The 20720-nt window shown below is 50.4% G+C and carries 21 protein-coding genes; 10 read left to right on the top strand and 11 right to left on the bottom strand.

Going from position 1 to position 20720, the window contains the following annotated elements; all coding sequences use genetic code 11:
* Positions 1 to 61: 61 nt before the first annotated feature.
* The 4 genes from QP938_08020 to QP938_08005 form a co-directional block, all read right to left on the bottom strand.
* Positions 62 to 1528 (bottom strand): hypothetical protein, encoded by a 1467-nt coding sequence (locus QP938_08020; GenBank protein ID WIO73253.1) that lies wholly within the window; start codon positions 1526 to 1528, stop codon positions 62 to 64.
* A gap of 197 nt (positions 1529 to 1725) precedes the next feature.
* Positions 1726 to 3171: an MFS transporter gene (locus QP938_08015; protein ID WIO73252.1), complete on the bottom strand. Its 1446-nt coding sequence runs from the start codon at positions 3169 to 3171 to the stop codon at positions 1726 to 1728.
* 216 nt (positions 3172 to 3387) lie between these two features.
* A complete protein-coding gene (locus QP938_08010; protein WIO73251.1) occupies positions 3388 to 4962 on the bottom strand; it encodes an MFS transporter in 1575 nt (524 codons plus the stop codon).
* 181 nt (positions 4963 to 5143) lie between these two features.
* On the bottom strand, positions 5144 to 7243 hold the full coding sequence (locus tag QP938_08005; GenBank protein WIO73250.1) for a peptide MFS transporter: 2100 nt from the start codon (positions 7241 to 7243) through the stop codon (positions 5144 to 5146).
* Between the two features lie 250 nt (positions 7244 to 7493).
* Here QP938_08005 and QP938_08000 point away from each other — a divergent pair, with 250 nt between their 5' ends.
* The gene (locus QP938_08000; protein WIO73249.1) at positions 7494 to 8963 is read left to right on the top strand and encodes a peptide MFS transporter; all 1470 of its coding nucleotides are present in this window, start codon (positions 7494 to 7496) and stop codon (positions 8961 to 8963) included.
* A gap of 87 nt (positions 8964 to 9050) precedes the next feature.
* Positions 9051 to 9326 (top strand): hypothetical protein, encoded by a 276-nt coding sequence (locus tag QP938_07995; protein WIO73248.1) that lies wholly within the window; start codon positions 9051 to 9053, stop codon positions 9324 to 9326.
* A 3-nt stretch (positions 9327 to 9329) separates the two neighbouring features.
* On the opposite strand, the gene mnmC is transcribed toward QP938_07995, so the two are convergent.
* The 4 genes from mnmC to trmL form a co-directional block, all read right to left on the bottom strand.
* A complete protein-coding gene (gene mnmC / locus QP938_07990; GenBank protein WIO73247.1) occupies positions 9330 to 11381 on the bottom strand; it encodes a bifunctional tRNA (5-methylaminomethyl-2-thiouridine)(34)-methyltransferase MnmD/FAD-dependent 5-carboxymethylaminomethyl-2-thiouridine(34) oxidoreductase MnmC in 2052 nt (683 codons plus the stop codon).
* A gap of 93 nt (positions 11382 to 11474) precedes the next feature.
* Positions 11475 to 11999, bottom strand: coding sequence for a flavodoxin FldB (gene fldB, locus QP938_07985; GenBank protein WIO73246.1), 525 nt, complete (start codon positions 11997 to 11999; stop codon positions 11475 to 11477).
* On the bottom strand, positions 11996 to 12442 hold the full coding sequence (locus QP938_07980) for a flavodoxin domain-containing protein (GenBank protein ID WIO73245.1): 447 nt from the start codon (positions 12440 to 12442) through the stop codon (positions 11996 to 11998). The genes fldB and QP938_07980 overlap by 4 nt, the downstream gene beginning before the upstream one ends.
* An 80-nt stretch (positions 12443 to 12522) precedes the next feature.
* Positions 12523 to 12987: a tRNA (uridine(34)/cytosine(34)/5-carboxymethylaminomethyluridine(34)-2'-O)-methyltransferase TrmL gene (gene trmL / locus QP938_07975; GenBank protein WIO73244.1), complete on the bottom strand. Its 465-nt coding sequence runs from the start codon at positions 12985 to 12987 to the stop codon at positions 12523 to 12525.
* 65 nt (positions 12988 to 13052) lie between these two features.
* On the opposite strand from trmL, the gene QP938_07970 reads away from it, so the two are divergent.
* On the top strand, positions 13053 to 13817 hold the full coding sequence (locus QP938_07970) for a VIT1/CCC1 transporter family protein (GenBank protein ID WIO73243.1): 765 nt from the start codon (positions 13053 to 13055) through the stop codon (positions 13815 to 13817).
* 6 nt (positions 13818 to 13823) lie between these two features.
* Here QP938_07970 and QP938_07965 read toward each other — a convergent pair whose 3' ends face one another.
* Positions 13824 to 14363, bottom strand: coding sequence for an ACT domain-containing protein (locus QP938_07965; GenBank protein ID WIO73242.1), 540 nt, complete (start codon positions 14361 to 14363; stop codon positions 13824 to 13826).
* 168 nt (positions 14364 to 14531) lie between these two features.
* On the opposite strand from QP938_07965, the gene QP938_07960 reads away from it, so the two are divergent.
* The 3 genes from QP938_07960 to rlmM are packed head-to-tail and all read left to right on the top strand — an operon-like array spanning position 14532 to position 16497.
* Positions 14532 to 14774: a YheU family protein gene (locus QP938_07960; protein WIO75638.1), complete on the top strand. Its 243-nt coding sequence runs from the start codon at positions 14532 to 14534 to the stop codon at positions 14772 to 14774.
* Positions 14774 to 15409 carry an alpha/beta hydrolase gene (locus tag QP938_07955; protein WIO73241.1) on the top strand — a complete coding sequence of 212 codons (636 nt, stop codon included), beginning with the start codon at positions 14774 to 14776 and terminating at the stop codon, positions 15407 to 15409. The genes QP938_07960 and QP938_07955 overlap by 1 nt, the downstream gene beginning before the upstream one ends.
* Before the next feature lie 5 nt (positions 15410 to 15414).
* The gene (gene rlmM / locus QP938_07950; protein WIO73240.1) at positions 15415 to 16497 is read left to right on the top strand and encodes a 23S rRNA (cytidine(2498)-2'-O)-methyltransferase RlmM; all 1083 of its coding nucleotides are present in this window, start codon (positions 15415 to 15417) and stop codon (positions 16495 to 16497) included.
* A 6-nt stretch (positions 16498 to 16503) separates the two neighbouring features.
* Here rlmM and QP938_07945 read toward each other — a convergent pair whose 3' ends face one another.
* Complete coding sequence (locus QP938_07945; protein WIO73239.1) at positions 16504 to 16785, bottom strand: antibiotic biosynthesis monooxygenase; 282 nt, start codon at positions 16783 to 16785, stop codon at positions 16504 to 16506.
* An 82-nt stretch (positions 16786 to 16867) separates the two neighbouring features.
* On the opposite strand from QP938_07945, the gene tusA reads away from it, so the two are divergent.
* The gene (tusA, locus tag QP938_07940) at positions 16868 to 17101 is read left to right on the top strand and encodes a sulfurtransferase TusA (GenBank protein WIO73238.1); all 234 of its coding nucleotides are present in this window, start codon (positions 16868 to 16870) and stop codon (positions 17099 to 17101) included.
* Between the two features lie 160 nt (positions 17102 to 17261).
* On the opposite strand, the gene QP938_07935 is transcribed toward tusA, so the two are convergent.
* The gene (locus tag QP938_07935) at positions 17262 to 17957 is read right to left on the bottom strand and encodes a hypothetical protein (GenBank protein ID WIO73237.1); all 696 of its coding nucleotides are present in this window, start codon (positions 17955 to 17957) and stop codon (positions 17262 to 17264) included.
* Positions 17958 to 18143: 186 nt separating this feature from the next.
* Between QP938_07935 and QP938_07930 the strand changes: the two genes are divergently transcribed.
* From QP938_07930 to QP938_07920, 3 genes are read left to right on the top strand one after another with little or no spacing between them, the layout of a single operon-like run.
* Positions 18144 to 18710 carry an elongation factor P hydroxylase gene (locus tag QP938_07930; protein WIO73236.1) on the top strand — a complete coding sequence of 189 codons (567 nt, stop codon included), beginning with the start codon at positions 18144 to 18146 and terminating at the stop codon, positions 18708 to 18710.
* On the top strand, positions 18707 to 19600 hold the full coding sequence (locus QP938_07925; protein WIO73235.1) for a 5'-3' exonuclease H3TH domain-containing protein: 894 nt from the start codon (positions 18707 to 18709) through the stop codon (positions 19598 to 19600). Before QP938_07930 ends, QP938_07925 begins: the two co-directional genes overlap by 4 nt.
* Positions 19597 to 20703, top strand: a complete 1107-nt coding sequence (locus tag QP938_07920; protein ID WIO73234.1) for a 4-phosphoerythronate dehydrogenase — start codon at positions 19597 to 19599, stop codon at positions 20701 to 20703. Before QP938_07925 ends, QP938_07920 begins: the two co-directional genes overlap by 4 nt.
* The last annotated feature ends 17 nt before the right edge of the window (positions 20704 to 20720 follow it).

Raw genomic sequence — 20720 nt, 5'->3', positions numbered from 1 at the left:
TACTCGAAAATAAAAAAAGGCGAAGCTGATTCAGCTTCGCCTTTTTTATGGAGCTAAATTATTAAGCAGTTGCCGGCTGAGCAGAATCTGCTTGCTGCTGGGCAGCAGTGGTACCCTTGGTAAACCAACCGCGGAAGAACCACGCAATTACTGGCCCGGACAGCGCCCAGACACCAAGAACAAGCCACATAGCCTCAGGGCTCTCCCAGAATGGGAGGGTGCCATCGGCAATTCGAACACTAACATCTTCAGCAACCCAAGTTACGAGCATGACGCCAGACAGTTTGGTCACAACAACTTTAGCGACAAAATAAGGAAGAATGCTCATACCCATGTAAGCGCCTTCTTGGCCCTTGGGGGCAATGGCTGCGGTGTACTCGTACAGTTTAGGGCTCCAGGTAATTTCGCCAAGGCTCAACAACAGCATCATGACAATGGCCATATTGAAGTAGCCATCAACCATGTTGCCGCCGAACCATTCCCATGGAAGAGCCAGTACCAACACCGAAAGAGAGCTTACGATTGCGCCAGCAATCAGCATTTTGAACATGTTGAATTTATTGGCAATGGGAATAAACAGGGTAAGGCCAACAAAGATAAACAGCGGGTTGATCATTTGAAGGAAACCTTGCTCTACCGGGCCGCCGTTGGGGATTTCCATAACGCGCTTCCAGTACAAAGGCATAAGCAGGAATCCATAAAGGAATACCGCTCGAACACCAGTCAATACTGCCATAAGTGCCAGCAGGCGCTGGAAAGCAGGTTGTACTATCAGGTTGGTGAAGCGTTTGAAAACACTCTTGGGTAATTCATCAGACTGGGTAGCCTGCTCATCTGAAAGATTGGTCAGGGTGTCAGTTTTCTGGTTGATGGCCATAAGGCTGATAACAACAGAGGTAACACAGGCAATGGCGCTGGCTGCGAAGATGTAGCTAATTGGCAGCATCATATCTACGCGAATCTGGTCGGCCAGCAGGGCACCGATAACAAAACCCAGGTTCATCAGCAGGTACCAGGCATTAAATGACGCAGCACGACTTTTGTTGGTGCTGAAAAGTTTGTTACCAACCTGGAAGCTGGTTTGCATCATCGCCATTCCTGGAGCACTCAGCAGGAAAAAGGTAATGATTATGATTTCACGGTTAGGCAGCTCTGGGCTTAACGCGCAGAATGCAATTCCGCCACGGGTTACCCACTGGATAGTACTGCCGATAACAATTGAACGCTTGATGCCTATAGTGTCTGTGATGAACCCGGTCATAAACAGCGAGGCTGATATGATAATGCCCCACCAAAACATTACGTCCCCAGAGGCAATATCCGAAAGCCCTACACCACCATCACTGATTTGTCCGGTTAAGAAGAGGGTGACTGTGGTGACCATTGCGTAGTAAGCAATACAGTCCAGGATATTAATGCCTTGAAGTACCCAGAAGGATTTGCTGTTTTGACCCAGGACCTTAAAGTCCCTTATGTAATTTTTGATCTTCTCCAATCCGGATTGATCGGTTGTGGTTATCTCTGTCATTAAGTGTATCTCCGCCCAAGTTCTTGGATAAATAAAAGCTATCAGCTCTTGGTTTTTTATAGTTGAATTAAAAGCAGTAAAGCAGAGCAATATATCAGAAGGGAATTGAGAGATCCCACACAAAAAATGGATATTCCGGTTTCATCAGGCACAAAAAAAGGCGGGGAAACCCCCGCCTTTTTTATTCAGCTCTAACGTTAAGCTGTAGTCGTCTTGGCCTCTGGAGCCTCTTCAACTTCAACTTCGGCAGAAGTACCTTTGGTGAACCAGCCACGGAACAACCATGCCACGAGGACACTCAGGGTGGCCCAGGTTGCGAGTATCAGCCACATCGCTTCTGGGCTGTCCCAGAAGCCCAGCGTGCCAGCTTCGATAGAAGTGTGAATGCCCTCAGGAACCCAGCGCATTAGCATATGACCAGCCAGTAGACCGACGATAGTTTTAGCAAGGAACCAGGGGATCATCCCCATGCCCAGGTATGAACCTTCCTGACCTTTTGGAGCAACAGTCGCAATGTAGTCGTACAGCTTAGGGCTCCAGATAATTTCACCGAGACTCAGCAATATCATCATCCAGACGGTCATCCACAGGTAGCCACTTGCGACGCTGTCGCCAAACCACTGCCAGGGCATAACCAGAAGCCAGATGGCCGCTGTACTCATCAATGTTCCCACGATCAACATCTTGAACATATTCCACTTGTTGGCAAGAGGAATGAACAGGAATACACCCGCGAAGATCATAATGGGGTTGATGCTCTGGACGAAGCCCATATCCATGAGTTCACCACTGGATGCCTCAATGGTGCGAGCCCAGTACAAGGGCATAAGCATAAAGGTGTAAAGGAATACAGCGCGTACACCCAGAAGAACACCCATCAGGGCCAGCATGCGTTTGAATGGTGGTTGTTTGAATAGCCCCAGGAATTTTTCCCAGCCGCTGACTTTCTTCTCATTAGTGGCAGGCTCGTCTTCCTCTGTACCTTGCTCCGACTTCTTAACGATGGCCAGGCCAACCAGGATTGCCAGGATGCCGGTAACCGCATTCATGCCGTAGATGTAACTCAGGTCCAGTTCCAGGGTCTTGCGGATAACGTCAACTGAAAGGCCGCCCAAAGCGAAGCCGAGGTTCATCAACAGGTACCAGACATTGTAAGAAGCGGATTGACTGCGCTTGCTGCTAAACAGCTTGGTGCCTGCCTGGAATACGGCTTGCATCATCGCCTGGCCCGGAGCACTGAGGATAATCAAAAATACAATCATCCACTCTCGACCAGGAATTTCGGGAGAAAGGCCCAGTACTAAAATTCCCACACGGCATAAGGTTTGCAGTCCAATGCCGATGAATGTGGCTTTCCGCATGCCGAATGAATCGGTTAAGAAGCCCGCTACAACAAGAGTGAGGGAAACCGCGATGCCGTATCCGGTAACAACGTATCCACTGATGTCATCTTCCAGGCCAACGTTGCCGGTAAGGAACAGGGTAATGGTGGTAATCATTGCGTAGTACGCAACGCAATCCAGAATATTGACGGCCTGTACGGCCCAATAAGAAGCCTTATTGTCTTTCAGGACACTGAAGTCCTTTATGTAGTTGCTAATGGGGTTGCCTGATGAGCCCCCACTTTTAGTGGTTGTAGTCATAAAGATATCTCCGCCCAAATCTTTTAATAATAAAAATCTATCAACTTATATTTTTTAATAGTCGAATTGAAAGCAATGCAACGGGCCAATATATCAGAAGGGGGGCGAGAGATCCTATACGAAAAATGGATAATGTAGAGGGGATTGGATAATGATAAACAACAAAAAAGGCGGTACATCTGTCCCGCCTTTTTAGTTGTTTAGTAATGCACTAGCTCAAGACGCAGTCTGTTTTACTCCAGAAGCGGTAGTCTCTTCGCTCTTTGCAAGGCGCCAAATCCAGCGTGCATACATTGAAATACCGAATGCGGAAAGAATCCCAACCAACCCCAAAATGTACCAGAGCATACCGATATTGTTTGCCTGATAAAGCTGAAGGGTGAGTTCGGAAGCGGTTTGGCCAGTCATGGTTACCAGGTGAGAGAAGGCTTCACCTTGTGGAATGGCCTCTAGGCTGTTGTCCGCGCCGAGCCCACCAATCATTTCACGGGCAATCAGGTCTTTGGATGCAAATTTGTCATATAGCATTGGGGCAATTTTGCCGGAAACCGACATGCCAACACCTACCGGAATTTGAGAGAACCCCAAGTACATCGCTTTTTTGTCATTTGGAGCGATGTTACCCAGATATTCCGAGAACTTCGGGCTTGAGAGCATTTCACCGGTTGAAAACACAACAATTGCGATAACAATCATCCAGGCCCAGTGAAAGGAGCCGAGAATCAGCATGGCAGCTGAAGCCAGGCAAGTGCCTAGGACAATGCTGTTCAAGGCCTTCATGCGTGCGGAGAAACCGGCAACCAAGAAACAAGTCAGCATAATCATGCCGGCGTTCAGGTTCAGCAAACCTTCAGGTTTGATGTAAGTACCGCTGTTATCCATTCCTAGAATAAATTTGGCAAAGGCATTCTGCGTACCTTGGTCACCAAATAGTTGAGTCACGATGATGCTGGTATCAACCCACTCCTGAATGAAGGCCGGAAGTACATCGAAAAATGGCATGAACATGAACCAGAATCCTGAAAACAGGAGTAGGTACAGAAACAATTTAGGGTCTGAGAGAGCTTTCAGCGAGGCGATTGCCAGATTGTCCTGTTTTACTTCGCCGGCTTTGACTCTGGCTTTCAAAGCGAGCCGTTCTTCCTTGCCAGGCTCTTTGTAGATGCACAGGAGGAGGAAGTTGATTGAGATGATCGCGGCGCAAGTAAAAAACAGGTTGTCCCAGGAGAGCTGACGCAGTTGTACAGCGATGAGTGGTCCAAAGAACCCGCCCCAATTCACCATCTGGTAAAAAATACCCCAAGCAACGGAACTGTTGGTTCGGTTGGTGGATTTCACCAAAGTACCGGTAATTCCGGGCTTGAATACGCCTGTTCCAGCAGCCAACAGCATAGCGCCACAGAAGTAGCCTCCGAATGTTGGGAAAAATGCCATTACCAGATAGCCGGAAATTTTGAAAACGGTCGAAGCAAAAATAGCCTGTTTATAGCCGATCCTGTCGGCAATACCACCGATGAGAGGTGGTATCAACAGCGATTGCAGCACACCCCACCATAACAAGATGGTACCGAATTCAGTCATGGTAATACCAAGACCACCCTCAGAAACCGGTGCCTTGGCATAGAGTGAGTGAGATGCGCGGACGCCGTAATAGGCGAGACGTTCTACCAGCTCCATTCCGCCAACCACCCAGAACACGTAACTGAGGCTGGCGATTGCGGCAAAAGTGCCAAGCTGTTTCACATCGGAAACGTTTGTTGAGTGATTTTCTCTACGGGAATCGTTACTCATGGTCTACCTTGTTCTCTCTCCAAAAATGTTTATATCGATCTTAAAGTCGATTCAAACGGTGCACTATAGCAGCATCCTTGGATCAGATCTTTCAGTCTTGGGACAAAAGTCTGTGTTTTGGTTCTGAAATAATAAAAAGGCGAAACAGGAGTTTCGCCTTTGGGGTTGCAGGCAGAGTTTGTTAGGTGTGCTCTGTGACTAGTTTCGGGGTTTCATCTTTTTCGTGAACGATGGCCTCTTCGTGGCTCCATCGAACAAGAATCGGGGTGATAAGCAGCAGGAGTACTGAGCTGGAGATTGCTGCGATAGCAATGGTGCCAAAAACGTCACCATATACATTTACCGTTTCTATCGGTGCAGGAATGACATTGTGACCATTGCTACCGTGACCGACGCCAGTAAAGGTGGCAATTATGGCGGCGAGGTAACTTGAGAATGCGGTGGCAAGGAACCAGGCCCCCATTACGGTCGAAACCAGACGCTTTGGTGACATTTTGGTCACCATCGACAAGCCTACCGGAGACAGGCACAGCTCACCGGTGGTATGCAGCAGATAGCCGAGCAATAACCACTCCATGCCAACCATGCCTCGTTCGTTACTGAGGCTGGCTCCGTACCAGAGTGCCAGAAAGCCCAAGCCAAGCTGCAATAGTCCCAGTGAGAACTTGATTGGAGTAGAGGGTTCGCGGCCGCGTTTGCCCATATAGGTCCAAAGGGCGGTAAAAACGAGCCCGAATAGCAGAATGAATATGGGATTTGCGGACTGGAAGGTGCTGGCGGGAATCACTGTGCCGCCGATACCCATACCGATATTTGGTTCGGAAACTTGCCAATTAACACCTTTGTTGAGTGGTTCTCCATCCTCGGTTTTGGCTGTTTTCAGTGCATCCAGCGCAGTCAGGGTAAATACGCCCTGTTTGGCCACTTCAGCTATTAGTGACTCAATCTGTTCCTCAACGACACCGCGTTCGGTATGGACCTGCCGAATGGCTTTGGCAATCAGAGGATTCATCTCCGGGTGGGTATTCTGGTAGCCAAGCTGCTCCTGGGTCAGGTCAATGGTGTAGGTCTTGCCCACATCTGCCTGGGTTAAAACTCTTTCTTCATTTACCCGGTCGATGTTGCGGTCGGTGAAGTTGGAGATCGAGCTGCCCGCCTGTTCGAAAAAGGCCCAAAACAATAGGGAGAAAAACATCAGGCTCATTACTACCCACAATCGTTCTCGCTCAACTTTGCTAGCTTTGAAAGACTCTTTCAGCAAGTAAACAATAGCGACCACACCGGTCAGGAACAGAATCAGACCAGTGGGTGTACTCAATTCACCAAGCAGAGTTGCACCCAGGTCTCCGATTGTTGAGCCTTGCATTCCTTCCAGAAACTCATCAGAGATCATCTTGACACTGCGGTTGCCGGCGATCATCAGGGCAATAATAGGGGCGGCGATCAGAGTGCCGATATAGACCATATGGTCAGCGCGAATACCCCAGATCTTTCTCTTGAGCTTGGTTGGGTCGGCTGCTTCACCCGCTTCTTTACTCAAGCCGCCCTTGCTGATGGCCTTGAAGGAAATGATGCCGGCGGCTATCAGGGCGAGTGCAACAAAGCCGTTAACTCCAAACAGGAGGGCATCATTCTGAATTGACACCATGCTGATAGCTGTGGCTATGGCACCCAGGAGAATAGTCCATTGAGCTACTTTACTCGGGATTACAAACACGGCCAGTCCGGTTAGCATGCCGATAGTCGCCATACCAAAGCCGTAGTGCCAGCCGTAGGTTTCGCCGACGTAGCCGCACAGCAACGGGGCCAGAGCTGCGCCAAGGTTTACCCCCATATAGAAAACTGTGAAGCCGCCATCCCGTTTGGGGCTGTCCTCGCTGTACATGGAGCCGACAATGCTGGAGATGTTGGGTTTGAAGAAACCATTGCCGAGAATGATCAGGGAGAGGGCCACAAAGAAAGTGTGATGGTGCTCAATGGTCATCAACAGGTGGCCACTTGCCATTAACAGGCCTCCAAACACCACGCCGCGGCGTGCGCCGAGCAGGCGGTCTGCAATCATGCCGCCTATAAACGGGGTCATGTAGACCATTGCGGTGTAGGCACCATAGATCTTGTAGGCATCGCCGTCTGACATCGACAGAAAGCCCTTGATCATGTAGTAGACCAAGAGGGCTCTCATACCGTAGTAGGAGAATCGTTCCCACATCTCGGCAAAGAACAGCGTATAGAGTCCGGTTGGCTGGCCAAACAGGGTTGGCTGATTAGATGCTGAGAACATTGAACATACCCCCATCAATTGCGTGATTATTTAGTTATAGCGCTAACGTAGAGTGGTTAGCCACCACAAGGTTCAAGCTTTTACGGAATGTTAGACACCAATCGGGGGTGGGGAATGTGACAATTTCCTTGCTAATGGCAGTTGGATGGCTACACTAGTGCGTTTTCCAAGATCCTTATAACAGCCACGATACAGGTCCATACTGAATCGCTGGCAAAAATTTAGCTAAAAACGGATGGAGACGAGGTATATGTCTGGCACTTCTAGAGCACCAGCTTCTGCTGGTGAGATGATGGGGCACCCAAAGGGGTTGTTTCTATTATTTGGAACCGAGCTGTGGGAGCGCTTCTCCTACTACACCATGCGGGCCCTGTTGGTTCTTTATCTTGTTGATAAGGTTCGTGCAGAAGGTGGCTTTGGTCTCGGTTGGGACAACCCTACCGCCCTGCAACTTTACGGTATTTTCACTGGTGCGGTGTACATCACTCCGCTGATTGGTGGCTGGTTGGCCGATAACTTCCTGGGGCAACGTCGAGCCATCATTATCGGTGGTTTCCTGATGGCTGCTGGCCAGTTCATGATTGCGACTCCGCACCCATGGATTGAAGGGATGGAGCTTGCCTTCTTCTATGCTGGTCTGGTTCTTCTGGTAGCTGGTAACGGCCTGTTTAAGCCAAATATCTCAACTATGGTGGGAGATCTGTACCCTCAGGGCGATCATCGTCGTGATGGTGCTTTCACTATCTTTTACATGGGTATCAACATTGGTGCTGCTCTTGCTGGTATTGCAGCTGCAGCAGTTGTGGCTGCTTTTGACGGCAACCGTCAGGTTGGTTTCTTCTGCGCCGGTCTGGGTATGGTTCTTTCCCTCGCAATCCAGATGATCTGGGCCAAGAAGTTGCTGGGTGAGATTGGTGTGGAGCCCGGTGCCAAGCGTTCCAAGCGTGAGAATGCAGCCCAAAACGCAGGTCGTGAGCCGCTGACCAAGCAAGAGCGTGATCGTATTAAAGTGATTATGATCATGGGCCTGTTTACTGTGGTTTTCTGGGTGGGCTTCGAGCAAGCCGGTGGTTTGATGACGCTTTACACTGAGAACTTCACCGACCGTACCATTGGCAGTTTTGAAGTTCCGACCGAGCTGTTCCAGTCCCTGAACCCGATTTTCATCGTGATCTTTGCGCCAATTATTGCTGCACTTTGGATCAAGATGGGTGACAAAGAGCCAAATTCACCGGTGAAATTTGGTTGTGGCCTGTTCCTGCTGGCTCTTGGCTTTGTGTTCATGATTGGTGCTTCCATGCAAATCGATGGTGGTGATGCAAAAGCCAGTATGCTGTGGATTGTGGCTGCCTACCTGTGTCACACCTTGGGTGAGCTGTGTCTGTCGCCAATCGGCTTGTCAATGGTTACCAAGTTGGCACCACTTCGTCTGGCTTCCTTGATGATGGGGGTATGGTTCTTCTTTAACGCTGTTTCTAACTACACCGCGGCCTTTGTTGGTTCTTTGATCGGTCATGGTGACGAAGCGCAGCAGATGGAAAATGCCTTCGCAATCTTCGGTGGTATCACTATCACAGCAGTTATTTCAGGCATCATTTTGATGCTGGTTTCTAATCGTTTGATCGATTGGATGCACGGTGCGGAAGGTCCTGCTCAGCATGAAGAGACTTTCCAGGAGGCTCTGGTAGAGGAGTTGGAAACTCGTCCGGATGCCACCTAAGGCTCTATTTGAATAAAAAAACGCGCACTTCAAGTGCGCGTTTTTTTATTGTATAAAGGAAATGTCATACACAAGGAAGAAAATGTTATGTCCAAGGTTGTCGCATTTATAGTTTATTCACTTCTTTGGCTCTGGAATGTTGCATCAATTTTGTTTTTGGCACTATTCCTTGGCTTTCTAATCTCAATCGTGATCGATGATTTTAACCCGTTAGTATTTAGGGTCCTGGGTGCCCTGGGATTGTTTGCTGGCATATTATGGGCGGAAAAAGTGCGTAAAAAGGACGGACTGTCCAAGTTTCATGGACGAGTAAATGCACACCCGGAAGTGGATGGGCCCACACCTCGCAATGGTCGTTGGTGAAATTCAGCCTCGCTTCAATTCCCGAATCAAAAAACGCGCCGGGCTTAACGCTTTAACCAAATCCCTCTCAACCGGCGCTGTCTCCCCACAAATCTGTGCCGCTAATAATTCTGCGGCAATGGGTGCGTAACTCAGGCCTCGCGAGCCATATCCTGCACTGATATACAAACCTTGATAATATTTGCCGGGCAGCGGAATGTGGGCGCGGGCATTTTTGCTGAGTAATTCAAAGCGTTGCTGCATCTCGTCGGCTTTGGGTGCTGGCCCTACCAGTGGCAGATAGTCGGGTGTGGTACAGCGAAAGCCAACTCGACCTTGTAGATTTGTGGTGCTTTTGGGCAGAAGTTCTGAAATACCCGGATCGGTTTCGGTCAGCTTTGTCAGGTTGGTTTGGTGGTCGCTGTCGCGAACATCCGCACATTCATCCCGCAAGTTGTAAGTTGCACCCAAGGTGTAACTGCCATTGAGAGCGGGAGCGATATAGCCTTTGCCACAGATGACAGTATTAAGCTTTACGTCACTATCTGTTTGCGCAACCTGACTAATCTGGCCGCGAATTCGTTTTAGCGGCAGGTGAGCGGTTTGCTCGAATTTTGCCAACTCATGGCTGGCGGCGAGAATAACTGTTTCAGACTCGGCAACAGTGTTGCCTTGGCAGTCGAGCAATCGCCAGCAGTTCTGTTCGAATTCAAGCGTATCAATCTCGGCAGTTACCCGGTTTATATTTGGGTGGCTGGCGAGTGCAGCGCAGATTTTCGGGGGAATAACCCAGCCGAGATTGGGGCAGTGTAGCCCTTGCTCTGCCTTCAGGTTCAAACCGCTGAGTTGTTTCATCGCGAGATTACCTACACCGTGAAGCAATTCCGGGCAGTGGGCAAATCGTTCGGCAATCAGTGGGAAATCTTTTGCCTGTTTTTCTGACTCTGGAAGTAACAGGACACCGCACTGTTGACCTAGCTCGTTATGCTGCCAAAAAGGGCGATAGAACCGGCTGGCATAGCTCAACCCATAAAGTCCGAATCGGGAAAGAGGGGAGTCCTGCTTGGAGAACTTTGGGTAAATGATTCCCTGAGGGTTGCCGGAAGCCTCGTTCGCCAGTTGTTGATGACGTTCTATCAATGTGACATGCCAGCCCCTTTTGGCCAGGGCACTTGCCACTGAGCAACCGGCAATACCGCCGCCAAGAACAGCAGCATGTTGAGTGTTCGATAAAGGATTGGTATTCAAATACCAGGGCGCTTCGGTGATGCCGTTATAGCTTGCTGGTTGGAGTTCTTCTGGAGTTATTTCAACAGAAATTTGCTCGGCCATGGCGCCGCGAACCATTTCGCGTTTATGGCCAAAACCCGGGATTTTTTCAATATTGAAGCCAACCGCTTGCAGGCCGCGGCGAACAATTCCGGCGGCGGTAAATGTGGCAAGTGTGGTGCCTGCATCACTCAGGTTTGCCATCGCGCTGAACAATTGCTCGGTCCACATATCGGGGTTTTTAGATGGTGCAAAACCGTCGAGGAACCAGGCGTCCACTTTCCCGTGGCCACTGTGTTGCCACAATGGATGATCGCTGCCGGCAAGTTGTTCAAACATCTCGGCGGCTTCACCAAACAGCAATGTTAATTGCAGGCGGTTATTGGCCAGGTGCAAGCGGTGAAAACCGGGGATTTGCGGCGGGTAGTTGGCTTGTAACTCTTCTGCGAGCGTTGCCAGTTCGGGCCAAAGAGATAAAGCCTTTTGGAAATCCTCGCGATTCAGCGGGAATTTTTCTACCGATACAAAATGCAGGCGCCAGTTTTTGGGAGCAACTTTTAGCCATAATTCGGCAGCGGCAAGAAAATTCAGTCCGGTGCCAAAACCGGTTTCAGCAATAGTAAAACAACCTGATTTGTCAGTTGGCAATTGCGACCAACGTTCCGGTAAGTGATTTTGTTGCAGAAACACGTAGCGGGTTTCTTCGATACCGGAAGCGCGCGAAAAATAGACGTCATCGTATTGGCTGGAAATGGGCTGGCCATTTTCATCCCAGTGAATGTCTGCGTTGTTTAGTTTATCGCTCATGGCTTTCTGTTGGGTAAGTGAGCATTTTTTTCGGTGCGCACGGCGCACCCTACGGTATAGCAATTTGAACTGGTAGGGTGCGCTGTGCGCACCTTACAAAGCAAATTCCCTTAAAACCTGTTCACACCAGGTATTCAAGCGCTGCTCGGAAAGATCGAATTCGTTTTCGTCATCCAATGCCAGGCCGACAAAATGAGTTTGATCTGCTGTCAGTGCCTTGGATTGTTCAAACTTGAAGCCATCCACAGGCCAGAAACCGACAGTTTTGGCGCCAAGATTGACCAGCTTGGCCCACAGGTAACCCATCGCATCCAGGAACCACTCCGGGTAACCGACCTGGTCTCCTTGCCCGTAAATGGCAACCGTTTTTCCGGTAAAGTCGATATCGTCGATTTCGTCCCAGATATTTTCCCAGTCTTCCTGCAGCTCGCCAAAATCCCAGGTGGGGATGCCAAAAATCAGGTAGTCGTACTCTTCGACGGTGGTGATTGGTTCGTCGGCAATGTTGTAGACATCTATTCGATCGTCGCCGAAGATTTTGCGAATTTTTTCCGCAGTCATTTCCGTGTAGCAGGTCGAAGAGCCATAAAACAGGCCGATTTTTTCAGAGGTAGTCATAGCAGTTGAATCCACTCTGCAACCCATACCAGGGCTTCTTTTTCCGGTTCAAAAGTTTCCATAGCGTCGATCTGTAATGGCTCGCCGACGCGAATAGCGCCAATGTCCTCAAGAGCAGCATCCAGGATTTTCGCTGCAGCCCCAAAGGTTTCGTAGGAACTGTCACCCAGGCTGATTACACCGTAGCGGCGACTGGCAATATTGGGTGGAGTGGCCAACAACTCACCATACATAGGGCGAATATTGGTAGGCAATTCGCCCGCGCCCGTGGAAGAGGTACAAATCAGCAGTACTTCATCACTGTCTGCGGTCAAATCAGACAGCTTTGGATTGTCGGCAACTTCTACTTGAAGGCCCTGAGCTTTCAAGGTCTCTTCAATGGCATCGGCAACATCCAGGGACGTGCCGGTTTCGCTCCCGACGATGATACGAATTTTGGTCATTGTGACTTCGACTTTTTGAATGGCCGCGAATTATAACGTTTCGACGGCCGTGCTTTCGAGTGCTGTGGGTGAAGTAGGCGTTAAACGCTGCCGTTAAATCCGGTTTGGCGCCAGGCTTCATAAACAATCACCGATACCGCATTAGACAGGTTCATACTGCGGCTTTGTGGCTGCATGGGAATACGCAGTATCTGATCTGCTGGCAGAGCCTCCAGAAACGCTTGGGGCAGGCCACGGGTCTCCGGGCCAAAAACCAGTGCGTCACCATCGGCGTACTGGGGCGCGTTGTAGTAGTTGGTGCCACGTGTGGAGATGGCAAACACCCTTTTTGGCGCAACCTTTTCCACGAAACTTTCCCAGTCAGTGTGAAGCTGCGCTTGCTGCCACTCTCGATAATCCAGGCCAGCACGGCGCAACTTCTTGTCGTCCATGTCAAAGCCCAACGGCTCAATCAGGTGCAGGCGAAAACCGGTGTTGGCGCAAAGTCGAATGATATTGCCGGTATTTGGTGGTATTTCCGGTTGATAGAGAACGATATCCAGCATGATTTTCAGGGTCGAAGGTTAAAAGAAGGCTATTCTGCCTAATAGGGCAGGAGAAAGGAAATCCGATGAACCGAATCAAGACTGAAAGCCGTGATGCTTACCGCAACAGCCACTCACCGGAGCAAATTGCCGAGCGTTTGGGGGATGGCCCTCGATCCCTGTATCTAAAAGATGTGATCTACGGAGCAATAGATGGTGCAGTCACCACCTTTGCCGTAGTAGCGGGTGTTGCCGGAGCTGGTCTCTCCAGTGGAGTGGTAATTGTACTGGGTCTGGCAAACCTGTTGGCGGATGGGTTCAGCATGGCGGTCAGTAACTACCTTGGCACTCGGGCCGATAACCAGTATCGCCGTCAGGCGGAGAAGCGGGAGTGGGACGAGATCAAAAAGTGGCCGGAAGGGGAGCGAGAGGAAATCCGCCAGATATATGCCGGCAAAGGGTTTGATGGGGATCTTCTGGAGCAGGTGGTTAGCGTAATCACAGAAGACAAGGAGCGTTGGGTGAATACAATGATGCAGGAAGAGCACGGTTTATCGAAAGAGGCCCACGATCCGTGGCGAGCCGGGTGGAGCACGTTCGCAGCGTTTTTTGTGGTGGGCGCGATTCCGCTTTTCACCTATGTATGGAACTGGTTAGTGCCAGAATCCATTCAGTCTCCATTTCTCTGGAGCTGCCTGCTCACAGCAGTAGCTTTTTTGCTGGTGGGTTTGGCCAAGGGGCAATATATCGGTCGCCGGCCTTTTGTTTCAGGTTTGGAGACCTTGGCAATAGGCGGCACAGCGGCCGCCCTTGCTTATGGTGTAGGGGTATTGTTGAAAGGGTTGGTCTAGGGCCTGTTAGGCTTCGGCCTCTTCATCTTCCAGCAGGTCGTGAATTTCGACCATCAGATCATCCGATAGGGTTTCCAGATGATTGGCCAGGGATTCCTGGGTCAGGTTGGCGGGCAGTTGTACGACCACAGATGCTTCAAATACTGGCTGGGAGTACATGGCAGCGCTTTCGCAGCCACTGTCAAAAGTTTCCACGTTCACATTGAGCGAGGCGAGCAGGCGGGTTAATTCCTGCACAATGCCGGGACGGTCATTGGCGACGATTTTGACCATCAGCAGCTCTTCGGTAGGCTCAGAAGCAGGAGTTTCGTAAGCGGTAGCGCCCACCTCAATGCCTTTGTCCGCCAGCGCTTTCAATGACTGCATCAGCTTCTCTTCCTGCTCTGGTGGTACAGAAACCAGCGCAACACCGGCAAACTTGCCAGCCAGATGGCAAAGGCTGCTCTCCAGCCAGTTCCCGCCCGCATCCACAACAGCATCGGCGATTTTCTCAACCAGTCCGGTTTGGTCTTTAGCGGTGATGGTTAATACATATTGTCGGGACATGGTAGGTTCCTTGTTTTGAGTGCGAGAGAAGTTTAAATAGTATAGTTTTCAGAGTGATCTGTAGAGCAATAATGTGTCGATTTGCTGAAAAAGGCCGGGTTTTGTTGATGCTCCAGGCAAAGCCAAGTATAAAGTCGCGGCAACAACTGCCTATCGGAGTGAGTCTTGATTCAAATCCCACCAGAACGTTTGTCACCGGAGGTCCTTGAGGCCGTAATTGTGGAATTCATTTCTCGCGAGGGAACTGATTACGGTGTTAGCGAAGTTTCTCTCGAGACCAAAGTAGAGCAGGTAAAGCGTCAGGTACAACGCGGTGAAGTCGTGGTAACTTTTGACCCGGAGACCGAGAGCTGTAACTTGCTCACCAGGCGCGAATTTCTCAACGCGCAATCATCAGGTTATCCAGATTGATGTTGATGATCGATTACAGTCAATCCTCACAACGGCAGGGAACCCTGGTCCTGGCCCATGGCGCTGGTGCACCAATGGATAGCCCGTTTATGAACGAACTAACCGGCGCCCTGAATCAGCAGGGCATCGATGTGGTGCGGTTTGAATTCCCCTATATGCAACAGCGACGGGATGGTGGCAAAAAACGCCCACCGGATCGTCAGCCGGTGTTGCTGGAGTGTTGGCAAGCGGTTTATCACCAGGTTGCCGGTATGGAGAAGCTCGCAAAGCCTCTGTTGATTGGTGGAAAATCAATGGGTGGCCGCATGGCGACACTAATTGCTGAAACTTTGAGTGCAGCTGGAGTATGTTGCTTTGGGTACCCGTTTCACCCTCCAGGCAAGCTGCAGCAGATGCGTACCGAACACCTGCAAACCCTCGGGATTCCAACCCTGATTATCCAGGGCACTCGCGATCCGTTTGGCAAGCCCGATGAGCTGAGTGGGGAATCGCTGTCAGAAGCCGTTACAATAGAATGGCTTGAGGCGGGAGATCATGATCTTAAGCCAACAGTTCGTTCGGGGTTCACTCAAAGCGAGCATATTGTTAGCGCCGCGAAAGCCGTCGCCAAATTTATTCAACAAAGAAATACCTGATTATCATGTCATTGCATTCCGAAGCAGAATTGAATCAACTTGTACTCTATTGTCGTCCCGGCTTTGAAAAAGAGTGTGCCGCCGAAATTTCCGAGCTGGCTGCTCTGCAAGGTGTGGTTGGCTATGTTAAAGCAAAGCCTAATGACGGTTATGTGGTTTATGTTGCTCACGCAGTAAATGGCGCTGCACAGTTGCTGCAGAAAATGGATTTTTCCGAACTGGTATTTGCTCGCGAGTGGTTTGCCGCTTTGCCACAAATTGAAGAATTGCCAACTGATGATCGCGTATCTACTTTGATTGACTCTGCGGCCAGCCTTGGGCGATTCAGTGATATTTCCATCGAGTACACAGATACCAACGAAGGCAAGTCGCTTTCCAAGCTGTGCCGGAAAATCAGCCACCCACTCAGGCAGGCAATGCAGAAAAAAGGTCTGCTAAAAAACAATTCTTCCTGGCGTCTGCACATCCTCTTTCTTGATGGCGGCAGTGCATTTGTTGGTGTGGGAAATCCCGCAAATGGTAGCCCTTGGCCAATGGGCGTCCCGCGACTGAAGATGCCTAAAGCAGCACCCAGTCGTGCAACACTGAAACTCGACGAAGCGATTCTCTGGTTTTTGCAGGGCGATCGCCAACACGAATTGATGAAGGCGGGCACATTGGCGGTAGATCTTGGTGCAGCCCCCGGTGGCTGGACCTGGCAGTTGGTACAGCGTGGTCTTTATGTGGATGCTGTGGACAATGGCCCAATGGATAAGGATTTGATGAATACCGGCATGGTCGCCCATGTTCGTGGCGATGCATACACTTACGAACCTAAGGGAAATGTAAGCTGGCTGGTTTGTGATATTGCTGATAAGCCCGCTCGGACAGCCGATATGGTGGGTCGCTGGGTTTCAAAGCGTTGGTGCCGTCGCGCGATCTTTAACCTGAAATTACCAATGAAACAGCGCTACCAGGCGGTGCAGGACTGTCGCCAGAAAATCGAAGAGGCTCTGGAAAAGGCGGGAATGTCGGCAGAGCTGCGATTCAAGCAGCTCTACCATGATCGCGAAGAGGTGACCGGCTTTTTGGCGGTTAATGACTCTTAGCAGGCCCTAATGACTAAGCAGGGTAATACCCTCGGGCTCCAGTAGCAGTGGGGTAATCAGGTTTACCGCTTGTATGCGTTCATCGGAGTGATACCAGGCATGCCAATCCTGAACAGAGCGCATTTTGACGATCACATAGCGAACATTGGGATGTTCAATGTCGTGAAGGGATTCGCCGGAAATAAAACCGGGTGCAGCAACAGCCGCCTGAATGGTGCCGCGAATATATTCGTCGTAAGTGGACTCCATGCCAGGCGCGACAACACGCTGAATCAAAACCCGAATCATTCTTTTACTCCTTTCGTTTTTAAATCAAGAATAGCACGGGACACTATTTGCCAATAGTGAATAGTCTGCGACAATGCGCGCCATGAAAAATCAACCTGATACAATTTTGGATACCACAGGGTTGCTCTGCCCGGAACCAGTGATGATGCTACACAATGCTGTGCGTGATGCAGCAAGTGGTGATGTTATCAAGGTTGTAGCTACAGACCCGTCCACTATGCGCGATATCCCCAAGTTCTGTAACTTTCTTGGCCATGAGTTACTGAGCGCTGAGGAGGAGGGGAAGGCGTACCTGTTTTTTATTCGCAAAGGTTAAATTTCTGGTCGCACGTCGCACGTCGCACGTCGCACGTCGCACGTCGCACGTCGCATGTCCATGTCACTATGATTTTTTTAGGGGGGACGAAACCCGTCCACCCCTGTAAGAGATGGATAAGACTTGCTACCTGACGTCAGTTAATAACGTTTAACTGCGATCAGGGTTCCACCAGCATCGAAATTGCCGCCAACGCTTCCGGGTCTTCGGATTTGATCATATTGGCGATGTGGTGCTGGAAGTAGTAGCGAAAGCCGGAATCGCTGGTGGCTGGATAGAGACAATCATCGCCGGGTAAAACAGGGGTGGATTGCACTTTATCAGCATCAATGAGCATGCCTTCCACACTGCCATCGGCATGCAAGCGCCAGCTGATCACTTCTTTCAGGGTAAGGGTTTTAAAACCGTTGTTTGAGAGCACCGCATGGGTACCAATGGTGTCGGGCAACTCCTGAATAATGTCCGAATCATTTTGGTACTCGTAGCTGTAGTACTCGGCAGCGGTTTCCAGCTCGATGACCTTATGCAGTGGCGGCTCGGTAAAGAGCTCATCAATGCCCTGGTCGTAATAGCCTTCCCATTGGCCGTTGAGCGGATCCTGTATCTCTGTGCACGGAGTAATGCTATCTAGCCATGGCACCAGCCCGACAACTTCACCATCGGCGCGTAAACCCCAGCAGAGCACGCGGATACTGAACAGCTTGTCCGGATGTGCTTCATTGGAGTAAAGCATTTCCAGGCCGTCGTGTTCAGGAGCGAGTCGAATGATGCGCCGATTGAAAGGGTCGGAGTAGGGCTTCCCTGAGAACAGGTCGACCACGTTGTCCGTCTTGTGGCCTTTGGTTGAGGTAGTCATAATAAGCCTCCTCAAGGTCAGGGGGTGAATTGTGATTATTGTTCACACCACCTGTTGCTGTGCTGACGCCGTGACCAGACAACCACGTCGCCAATTCAGGGTGCTTCAGCAAGGGCTTTCACACCCATAAGTAATAAGTTACTCCCGAAACGAACCAAGCACAACTGTCAATTTTGGAGCTTTTTCTTGTCGCACATTGAGACACTATTGACCGTAGAGACGCTACAAGCGATTTTCCGGGACACTTTCTTTGACAGCTACAACACCGAGTTGATCGGTGGTGCAGACGAACCGTTGTATCAACCTGCGACTGAGCAGTATCCACATCACCGCCTGTACTTTCGAGAAGACTATATCTCCAGTGCCTTTCACGAAATCGCTCATTGGTGTATTGCCGGAGAAGCGCGTCGCCAGTTGTTGGATTTTGGTTACTGGTACCAGCCGGATGGTCGCAGTGCCGAACAGCAGCGTACTTTTGAATCGGTGGAGGTAAAGCCTCAAGCGGTTGAGTGGCACTTGTCAGAAGCGGCCGGACACCGTTTTCACCTGAGTGCGGATAACCTGTCGGGTGAATCCATTGACGAGGAAGCTGGATCCAGCGAGCGATTTGCCGAGGCTGTAATTAAACAGGCTCAGGACTACTGTCAGCAGGGATTGCCTCCCAGGGCAAAAATGTTGGCAGATGCCCTTCGAAATTTCTTTGGTAGTGGTGAAACCAGTTTGCCGGATCGATATATCGGGGAGCGTTTGTGAGTATTCGTCCGATCTACCTGATTGATGCATCCATCTATATTTTTAAAAGCTACTTTGCGCTGCCGGATAACTGGGTCAGCGAGGGTGGATATCCAACCAATGCTGTCTATGGCTATACATTGTGGTTGCTGAAACTTCTGGAGGCTGAGTCCCCGACACACCTGGCCGCTGCTTATGATGAAAGTCTTGGCAGTGGTTTTCGGCATCGTCTCTGCCCGAACTATAAGGCAAACCGGGTGCTACCTGATGAGGCTCTGGCATTTCAGCTCAATGCCTGCCGGGAAGTCGCGGAGTTGCTGGGTATAACTTCTTTGGCCAGCGATGAGTACGAGGCGGACGATATCGTCGGCACATTGGCGTCGATTTCCCGCAGCGAAGGGTTCTGTCCAACACTGCTTAGCCGCGACAAGGATTTGGCTCAACTCCTCGCAGAAGGTGAAGTGCTGTGGGACTATGGCAGTGCTGAGCCTCGTACAGTAGCTGATCTGGAGGCGCATTTTCAGGTGCCGGTGAGTCGTTTGGCGGATTATCTGGCGCTGGTTGGTGATGCCATTGATAACATTGCTGGCGTTCCGGGGATTGGCCCCAAAACAGCGGCAGCAATCATTGGTCATTATTCCTCAATTGATGCCATTCTTGAGGATCCGGATCAGCTCGCAAATTTAAAGGTTCGAGGCGCAAAAACTCTGGCTGACAAGATAGTGCCGTGGCAGGATCAGTTGTTGTTATCCCGCCAGCTTACCAAAATTTGCTGTGATGCCCCGTTGGGGATTTGCGTGGGCGAGTTACTTTGGCGCGGAATTGATAGGGCAGGGTTTACTGAATTTTGCCAGCGTATGGGATTGGGAAGTCGATTGATCAAACGAGCGGAAGGGCTGAAGTCTGCATGAAAATAGTAGCCGATGAAAACATGCCACTGGTGCGTGAATTGTTTGGTCGCTTCGGTGAAGTGGTTTGCCTGCCGGGCCGGGAGATTCAGGCTGATGACCTGCGGGATGCTGATGCATTGTTGGTTCGCTCAATCACCAAGGTGAATCGCCAACTGCTGGAAGGTAGTCGAGTAGGCTTTGTAGGCACAGCAACTATTGGCGTAGATCATGTCGACGCGGACTACTTGAAGGAGCGCGATATCGAATTCACCAGTGCGCCAGGTTGCAATGCCAACGCTGTTGTCGATTATGTGTTTTCCGCACTCTGTGCTGTAGAAATAAATTGGCAGGCACTTTTCTCTGGTGAGCAGGCAGTAGGTATTATCGGCTGTGGCAATGTGGGTGGCCGGTTGCATAAGCGATTGCGAAAGCTTGGTGTGCGAGTTCATTGCTACGATCCATTCCTGACTGCTGCAGATAATCCCGATTTGACAGATTTGCAGACAGTTCTGGATTGCTCGGTAATCTCCATGCATACGCCGCTTACCAAAGACGGTCCGCATCCCACCTTTCACATGCTGTCCGAATCGCAGCTAGCGCAATTAAAGCCCGGAACTGTATTGATCAATGCCGGCCGAGGCCCTGCGATTGATAACGAAGCCTTACTTCAGTGTTTGCAACAAGGTGTCGATATCAAGATTGTCCTGGATGTATGGGAAGCTGAGCCGGAAGTCCCGCAGGCACTAATGGATTGTGTGGCAATTGCTACACCCCACATCGCCGGCTATAGCGTTCAGGGCAAAACCAATGGAACGCGTATGGTCTACGAGGCATTTCGGAAGTGGAATGGGGCGAAAGCCGATGAGCCGAAAGAGGGTGCTGAATTAGCAGAGCTTACAGCGGACTCTTTCTGTGAGGCGATTCTGGGTGCTTACAACATTTGCCAGGACGATAGCCGTATGCGCTCTGCATTGCAGGGGTACGAGAAGGGCAGGTCGGTTGTTTTTGACCGGCTCAGAAAGGAGTATCCCCAACGCAATGAATTTAGCTGCTACAGATTGTCAGGTGGCATTGGCACAGAAGACAGCAAGCGCCTTAAGGCGCTCGGCTTTGAATTGAGTTAGCAGCTGACCGGGTCTGC

This window comes from Porticoccaceae bacterium LTM1, from assembly GCA_030252795.1.
Taxonomy (GTDB): domain Bacteria; phylum Pseudomonadota; class Gammaproteobacteria; order Pseudomonadales; family Porticoccaceae; genus SCSIO-12696.
The sequence above is the reverse complement of the archived record's forward strand: the minus strand, read 5'-3'. Positions and strand labels throughout refer to the sequence as shown.

Bases quoted from the DNA above. Each gene is read 5' to 3' on its own strand.
- QP938_07955 (WIO73241.1), top strand. From the start codon at position 14,774: ATGTTGATGATCGATTACAGTCAATCCTCACAACGGCAGGGAACCCTG.
- QP938_07935 (WIO73237.1), bottom strand. From the start codon at position 17,957: ATGACTACCTCAACCAAAGGCCACAAGACGGACAACGTGGTCGACCTG.
- mnmC (WIO73247.1), bottom strand. From the start codon at position 11,381: ATGAGCGATAAACTAAACAACGCAGACATTCACTGGGATGAAAATGGC.
- trmL (WIO73244.1), bottom strand. From the start codon at position 12,987: ATGCTGGATATCGTTCTCTATCAACCGGAAATACCACCAAATACCGGC.
- QP938_08005 (WIO73250.1), bottom strand. From the start codon at position 7,243: ATGTTCTCAGCATCTAATCAGCCAACCCTGTTTGGCCAGCCAACCGGA.
- QP938_07965 (WIO73242.1), bottom strand. From the start codon at position 14,363: ATGTCCCGACAATATGTATTAACCATCACCGCTAAAGACCAAACCGGA.
- fldB (WIO73246.1), bottom strand. From the start codon at position 11,999: ATGACTACCTCTGAAAAAATCGGCCTGTTTTATGGCTCTTCGACCTGC.
- QP938_08010 (WIO73251.1), bottom strand. From the start codon at position 4,962: ATGAGTAACGATTCCCGTAGAGAAAATCACTCAACAAACGTTTCCGAT.
- QP938_07970 (WIO73243.1), top strand. From the start codon at position 13,053: ATGAACCGAATCAAGACTGAAAGCCGTGATGCTTACCGCAACAGCCAC.
- tusA (WIO73238.1), top strand. From the start codon at position 16,868: ATGAAAAATCAACCTGATACAATTTTGGATACCACAGGGTTGCTCTGC.
- QP938_08015 (WIO73252.1), bottom strand. From the start codon at position 3,171: ATGACTACAACCACTAAAAGTGGGGGCTCATCAGGCAACCCCATTAGC.
- QP938_07920 (WIO73234.1), top strand. From the start codon at position 19,597: ATGAAAATAGTAGCCGATGAAAACATGCCACTGGTGCGTGAATTGTTT.
- QP938_07945 (WIO73239.1), bottom strand. From the start codon at position 16,785: ATGATTCGGGTTTTGATTCAGCGTGTTGTCGCGCCTGGCATGGAGTCC.
- QP938_07995 (WIO73248.1), top strand. From the start codon at position 9,051: ATGTCCAAGGTTGTCGCATTTATAGTTTATTCACTTCTTTGGCTCTGG.
- QP938_08020 (WIO73253.1), bottom strand. From the start codon at position 1,528: ATGACAGAGATAACCACAACCGATCAATCCGGATTGGAGAAGATCAAA.
- rlmM (WIO73240.1), top strand. From the start codon at position 15,415: ATGTCATTGCATTCCGAAGCAGAATTGAATCAACTTGTACTCTATTGT.
- QP938_08000 (WIO73249.1), top strand. From the start codon at position 7,494: ATGTCTGGCACTTCTAGAGCACCAGCTTCTGCTGGTGAGATGATGGGG.
- QP938_07980 (WIO73245.1), bottom strand. From the start codon at position 12,442: ATGACCAAAATTCGTATCATCGTCGGGAGCGAAACCGGCACGTCCCTG.